At 64.2% G+C, this 6145-nt stretch carries 6 protein-coding genes; 5 read left to right on the plus strand and 1 reads right to left on the minus strand.

What is annotated here, in order from left to right; all coding sequences use genetic code 11:
• The 5 genes from VZ95_RS07460 to VZ95_RS07480 all read left to right on the plus strand — a co-directional run.
• On the plus strand, window positions 1-910 hold a 910-nt coding region (locus VZ95_RS07460), incomplete at its 5' end, for a glycosyltransferase (protein WP_052711573.1).
• Window positions 910-1461, plus strand: a complete 552-nt coding sequence (locus VZ95_RS07465) for a hypothetical protein (protein ID WP_045775294.1) — start codon at window positions 910-912, stop codon at window positions 1459-1461. The genes VZ95_RS07460 and VZ95_RS07465, both read left to right, overlap by 1 nt.
• Window positions 1419-3191 (plus strand): hypothetical protein, encoded by a 1773-nt coding sequence (locus VZ95_RS07470; protein WP_156995146.1) that lies wholly within the window; start codon window positions 1419-1421, stop codon window positions 3189-3191. The genes VZ95_RS07465 and VZ95_RS07470 overlap by 43 nt, the downstream gene beginning before the upstream one ends.
• Before the next feature lie 259 nt (window positions 3192-3450).
• Window positions 3451-3867 carry a hypothetical protein gene (locus VZ95_RS07475; protein WP_156995149.1) on the plus strand — a complete coding sequence of 139 codons (417 nt, stop codon included), beginning with the start codon at window positions 3451-3453 and terminating at the stop codon, window positions 3865-3867.
• 13 nt (window positions 3868-3880) lie between these two features.
• Window positions 3881-5347, plus strand: coding sequence for a GumC family protein (locus VZ95_RS07480; RefSeq protein WP_045775297.1), 1467 nt, complete (start codon window positions 3881-3883; stop codon window positions 5345-5347).
• Window positions 5348-5475: 128 nt separating this feature from the next.
• On the opposite strand, the gene VZ95_RS07485 is transcribed toward VZ95_RS07480, so the two are convergent.
• Window positions 5476-6145: ABC transporter substrate-binding protein (locus VZ95_RS07485; protein WP_052711574.1), on the minus strand; the 670-nt coding region annotated here is incomplete at its 5' end.

Here is a 6145-nt window from a genome sequence, read left to right on the forward strand (position 1 = left end):
CCCGCCCGTTCCCCGAAAAGGCTTCGAAGCGGCGCTGGCCGGGCAACTACTGGCGCGCAGCTTGCGCCGGGGGCTAGCCCGCACCGGCCTATCGGCGCGTCCGATTCTTTGGACCTCGCTGCCCACGGCGGGGCCGGTTTTGGATCGGCTGCCCACGGCGGCCACGGTCTATTATTGCTGCGACGATTTCGGCGCGCTGGAAGGCGTCGATCACGCCGATGTCCTGCGCCACGAGGCCGAGCTTGCCGCGCGGGTCGATCTGATTTTGGCAACGAGCCCGGAATTGGCGGCAAAGTTTCCGGCGGCAAAAACCCGGCTTGTCCCGCATGGCGTCGATACGGATCTGTTCATGACGCCGCAAGACCGCCCGTCCGACGTTCCCCAAGATCGGCCCACGGTGGGGTTTTATGGCAGTCTGGCCGGTTGGGTGGATTGGGATTGGCTGATGGCACTGGCGCGACTGCTGCCCGATTGGGAGATTCAGTTGATCGGCCCGGCGAAGGCCGAGAGCGCGGAGAAGCTGGCCGAACTGGCCCGTTACGCGAATATCCGCCTGCTTGGCCCCCGCGCACACGGGGAGTTGCCCGCCTATCTGCACGCTTGGACGGCGGCGCTCTTGCCGTTTCGGGACCTACCGCAGATTCACGCCTGCAATCCGTTGAAGCTGCGCGAATATCTCGCGGCGGGCGTGCCGACGGTGGCCACGCCCTTTCCAGCGGCGCAAGCCTATGCGCCGGAGCTTAAGACCGCCGCGACGGTGCTGGAGGCTGCCGCCTATCTGCGCGGGTTGCAGGAACGCGATCCGGCTCAGATTCGGCAGGAAAGAGCCGCGCGGCAGCAGCGGGTGATCGGGGAAAGTTGGGCGGCGCGGGCGGCGACGATTCGCGCCTATCTGGAAGAGATGGGCTGATGCGGCGACTTGGCTTTTTGCTGGTGCTCCTGGCGGCTCCAGCCCTCGCCGATCCGCTGCCGCTCTATCGGGAAACGCCGTTTGCCCCGCTTTCCGGCGCGGCGGATTTGGTCCTGCGCGGCGTCAGCCACGCCGCAGCGCCGGTGACGCTGGTCCTGCGCCTGGATGGGCCGGACAGTGTGAACTATCGCACGCGGGTGAATGAGGAGCGGTTGATTCCGCCCGGCCCCTTCGTCATTCGCCTCCCGGCGCAGGGGTTAACCCGGTCGGGTGGTGCGCCGCACGATCTGGCCACGACGCGCCGCCTGTATCTTTTTAGCGACCCTCCCGCCGCGATTGAGGCCGAGGTTGCGGTGGAGCCCGCCCCGCCGCCGCCTCCGGACGTAATAGCGCTCGACGCTGGCCCGGTTGCGCTTCCCCCCGCGCCGGGATTTGCGCGCCTTGGGCCGGATGATTCGCGCTTGGGCGGTGTGCGGAAGGTTGCGGTTCGCCGGTCGGGCGCGAGCGCATGCTCGCCGATGGTATTAGCGGAATCGATCAAGTGCGCCTGAGCGTCACGCCAGGCCGCTGGCACCTTCGCCTTTGGCTGGAAGACCCCGGCGACTGGGAAACGCTGCCGCGCGTCTTGAACCGGAATGTCACGGCGAACGGGCTTGTGCTGGATCACCGCGCCTGGAGCCTGCCGGAGTGGATTTCCCGGCGCTATTTGGCGGGCGGCCAAGGGGATACACCCTCGCTAGCGTCCGCCTGGGAAGCCTTCGGGCAGCGCCGAGGGGACCGGATCGATGCCACCCTCGATCTGACCGATGGACAGCTCGAAATCGCCTTTCAGGGCGACCGGCCGACCTATCTGGCCGGGCTCACCCTTGCGCCCGCAACCGACGCCGGGGAGGCCGCGCTTGCAGGGTTAGACGCTCGCCGGGCCGAAGCGTTCGACGCCGCCTGGCCGGTTTGGTCACCGCCAACCCCGGTGAGCGGGCCGGTTGCACCGCTCGAAATCGCCCAGAACGGCGCGGTACGGTACGCGCTTTGGTTGCCGCCTGGGGCGCAGGTTGCGCAGGTTCGCGCCGATGCGGGGTTGGAGGTTCAGGCTTGGGAGGGGCGTTGGACGCTGGAGCGGGCACAAGCCGCCTCTCAACTCCTCATCCCTGCCGCGCGCCATTTGATGCCGCTGGGCAGCCTAACGTCGCGCCTGCCGGATCGACCGCGACGGCTGGTGCTGTGGCTTCGTGCCGTTTCCGCCAAAGCCGGACCCCACGCCCTTACGCTCCACTTCGCCGATGGGGCGGTTCAGCGGGTGCCCGTCACCGTTCTGCCGATTACGCTGCCCGAGGCGCGAACGGCGGTCAGCCCCTATTTGGACGATCCCCCTCAGGAAGTCTGGCGCGCGGACGGCGGGGAGGACCGTCGTTTAGAGGGCTATCGCTGCGATGCCCGGTTCCTCACCCATCTCGGTTTAACGCCGCACGCGCCGCCCTTAGATTTGCACACGCCCGCGCGGCTTCGGGCAATGCTAGCGGAGTCTGCCCCGCCGTGGATCGCCTATGCGGGGCTCAAGCGGGCTTTAGCCGATGGCGGCGTGGAGGCGACGGCAAAGCGCTTGCACGATCTGGACGGGGCTTTGCTGCCCGCGCAGCGCGATCAGATTTACTGGAGCATCGCCGATGAGCCGTCGAACCCGGCGCACGGCTCTAGCGATTTTGCGGCGGGGGCACGGTTGCGGGAGGCATTGCCCTGGCTCAAGCTCGCCGCCCATCTGAATGCGCCCGGGGATGCGCAGTTTCTGGCGGGGCTCGATATGGCGTTGGTTAATCAGGGCTTTGGGCTGGATCGGCCCCAGCTCCGCACGGCCCGCGCGAGCCTAACGCGTCCAGATGCTAAACTCTGGCTCTATAACGCCGAGTCGCCGCGATTGGCGGCGGGGTTCTGGCTGTGGTTGACCGGGGCGGAGGGCTATTTGCAATGGCACGCGCGCATGCCGACCGCCGATCCTTTCGATCCAACCGATGGGCGCGAGGCGGATTTTGGCCTTTTGCACCCGAGCGCCGACCCCTGTCCCGCGCTTCCTGCGATTGACGACAGTCTCTTGACCTTAGCCGAAGCGGTGGAGGATAGCCGCTGGATCACGGCTTTGGCGGGGAGCCGCGCGCCTGCCGCCGCCCGGTTACTGGGGGTGCTGCGCGATACGTTGGGCGACCGATGGGCGGACGCGCGGGCGCGGGCGACGCCGGAGTTCTTCACGATGTTTCGCCAAAAAGCTGCCCTTGCGCTGCGCCCGTGAGCTTTGGCATGGGGATTGTACCTCTGACGGGTATTCGGCCCGCTTTTCGGAGGTTTCCCTATGGCCCGTTGCAAAATGCATATCTCAGCGCAGCTCAAGACGGTTTTGACCCTGGGGCTCGTTGCAATTTGCCTCAGCGGCTGCGCAAACCGCGATCCGCTGTCGATGATCCCGGCGGGATTGCGGGCAACGCTCCAAAGTGAGGACCGTGCAGCCCAACCGAAGCGCCCGGTGAGCGTGGCCGGGATGCTTGCAAAAAGTGCGCGGCGCAACGGAGGTGCCGGAGGCCGCCCCCAGCGCGCCGCCGTCGGTCGCCCCAGTCGCGGCCCCAGTCCCGGAGCCGGTCGAGACCCAGGCGCCCCCTGTGCCCCTGCTGGAAACACTGCTGCGCTTTGCCCCCGCGAGCGCAAAATTGAGTTCGGTCGAAATGCTAAAGCTTACGCTCGCCGCCCATAAGCTTGCGGCCCAGCCCGGCCCGGTGAGAATTTTGATGGGGCCGGGGGAGGGGGCGCTGTCGCCCGCGCAAACAATGGCGTTGGTTATGCAGCGCGGGGCGTCGGTGAAAGCGGCGCTTCCGAAGGACCTCGTGGCGCGGGCCGAGCTGCATTACAGCCCCTCGCTCTCCCCCGATACAGCGGTTCTGCGCCCCAGTGCCGCCGATCCTGAGCTACAGTGACGGGCCGCGCGAGATGACCACACCGCCCCCCCTTCCGCCACGCTCTATCGGCGATATTCTATACCTTATCGTGTCGGCGGCCTGGTATCGCCGCTACCTTCTGTGCGTGCCGATTGTCGTGATGCCGCTTCTCGCCTTTGGGGTGAGCCTGCTGCTGCCGAAGAACTACGAAGCGCGCATGACGATTCTGGTGCAAGAACCCGCCAAGCTGAATCCGTTTTTGAACGATCTGGCCGTAGGTCCCAATCTGAAAGACCGAATGGAAGGGCTGAAGGCGCTGTTGCACAGCGAACACGTGCTGGCCGCCGTGATCCGCGAGCGCCAATTGCTGCCGCCCGATGCGTCGCCCGCGGCGCAAAACTGGGCCATTCGGGAAATGTCGGGGAATCTCACCGCGCTTCTCGTCGGCGGCGATTTGATCGAACTCCGACTGCGCGGCAACGCGCCCAAGGGGCTCGACCAAGTGCTCTCGACGATTGGCGAGCGGTTTGTCGATCGGCTCCTCGCCCCCGAACGCTCGTCAATGGAAGGCTCGGTAACGTTTCTGGAGCGCGAGATTACCGAAAAGCGCCGCGTTCTGACCGAGGCGGAAGATGCGCTGGCCGAGTTCAAGCTGAAAAATGCCGATAAACTGCCCGAACTCTACACGGCCAATGTGCAGCGGCTCACCGTGCTCCAGCGCACCTTGGAAGAAAAGCGCGCCGAACTTGTAACCGCCGTTGCGGCTTTCGACGATATGCGGGCAAGGCTTGCCAATACCAACCCGGTGATTGGCAAAATGGAAGAACAAATCGTTCAGGTTTCTGGGGAACTGGCCCTGCTGCGCGCGCGCTACACCGACGATCATTCGGAGGTGCAGGCGGCTTTACGGAAAGTTCGGCGGCTTGAGGACGAGCGCAAAGCGCTCATCGATGCCGCCCGAACGCTGACGCCTGAGGATATCGAGCGCCTGATTACCCAAGCAACCACGCAAGGCGTTTCGTCGGATCGGCCAGCGGCCCCGTTACTCCTGTCGCAAATGCAACGCTTGCAGGATAGCAAAGCGAAACAGGAAAGTTTAACGCGCGAGGTGGCGGGGTTAGCGGCGTCGGTCGCCGAAGCGCAAGCCTCGGTGGCGACTTATGGGACCATCGAACGCGAGCAGCATCAGTTAGATCGGCGCGTTCTGGCCGCGCGCGAGATGCACGATAGCCTCGCTAAACGCTATGAAATGGCCCGCGTTACCGGGGCGCTTGGGAAATTCGAAGCCCCCGAGCGGGTTAAATTGATCGATCCGCCGACGATGCCGACCGTGCCGATGACCCCGCCCGCCATTTTGTTCGTGATTGGCGGGATCTTTGGGGGGCTGGCACTGGGGGCCGCGCTGGCGTTTGCGGCGGAGCTTGCCGATGGCAGCTTGCGGCGGCGGGAGCAGATCGAGGTTGGCCTTGGCCTGCCCTTGCTCAGCCGCCTGCCGGGGCTGCATCGCTTAGCGCAGTAACCTCTTAACTGTGCTTAGCAAAAATCCCCTCTTCATCCTAGAAGAGGGGATTTTTTTGGGAGGTTTAAGGCTCTCGTAGAGCGTCGCAGCACAAAGAAAAACCCCTCACCAGGGCGCTGGCGAGGGGTTTATCGGTCTCTAAACAGGGCTATTTTGTAAGGGCGATTTGCTCCATTTGATTGGCTTTGGCGGCGGTCATCAGGCGCCCGTCTTTTTTTGATTTGGGCGATAAAGCTGTTGATTCGCGCCAGCCAGTCGGGCTGGCCTTTCTTAATCGCAAACCCATAATCGACGGGGTTCACGATTTGTGGCGGGGCGATGACCCGCGCCCAATCGTGCTGGAACTGCATGCGCAGGGAATAGGGATAGTCGGTCATAAATACATCGGCGCGCCCCGACAGAACTTCGTCTTCGCGCGTGTCGGGCGGCACGATGACCCGGACTTCCGCCTTTTTCGCATTTTGCAACATATAGGGCTCCATTACAGTTCCCTTTTGCACCGCGACCACGCGGCCCGGTTGGTCGATATCGGCCCAATTGCGAATGCTGCTGTTGGTTTTGGTTGTGATCCCATACATGCCGGAGCGTAAATGGGGTTCGGTCAGGTCGATGCGCGCCCGCCGGGCCTCGGTATGACCGATGCCAAACATGGCTATGTCACATTTGTCCGTGTCCAAATCATCCATAAAGCTGGCGAACGAACTATCGACGAAAACAGGCGCTACGCCTAAATCATTGCTTAAGGTTTTTGCTAGATCAATATCGATACCCCGCAGTTGCGAGTCGCGCGGATTGCGG

This window comes from Elstera litoralis (assembly GCF_000963705.1).
In the GTDB taxonomy this organism is placed as follows: domain Bacteria; phylum Pseudomonadota; class Alphaproteobacteria; order Elsterales; family Elsteraceae; genus Elstera; species Elstera litoralis.

Excerpts from the sequence above, each read along its gene's own strand:
- VZ95_RS07480 (WP_045775297.1), top strand. The coding sequence starts at position 3,881 with ATGACCACACCGCCCCCCCTTCCGCCACGCTCTATCGGCGATATTCTA.
- VZ95_RS07465 (WP_045775294.1), top strand. The coding sequence starts at position 910 with ATGCGGCGACTTGGCTTTTTGCTGGTGCTCCTGGCGGCTCCAGCCCTC.
- VZ95_RS07470 (WP_156995146.1), top strand. The coding sequence starts at position 1,419 with ATGCTCGCCGATGGTATTAGCGGAATCGATCAAGTGCGCCTGAGCGTC.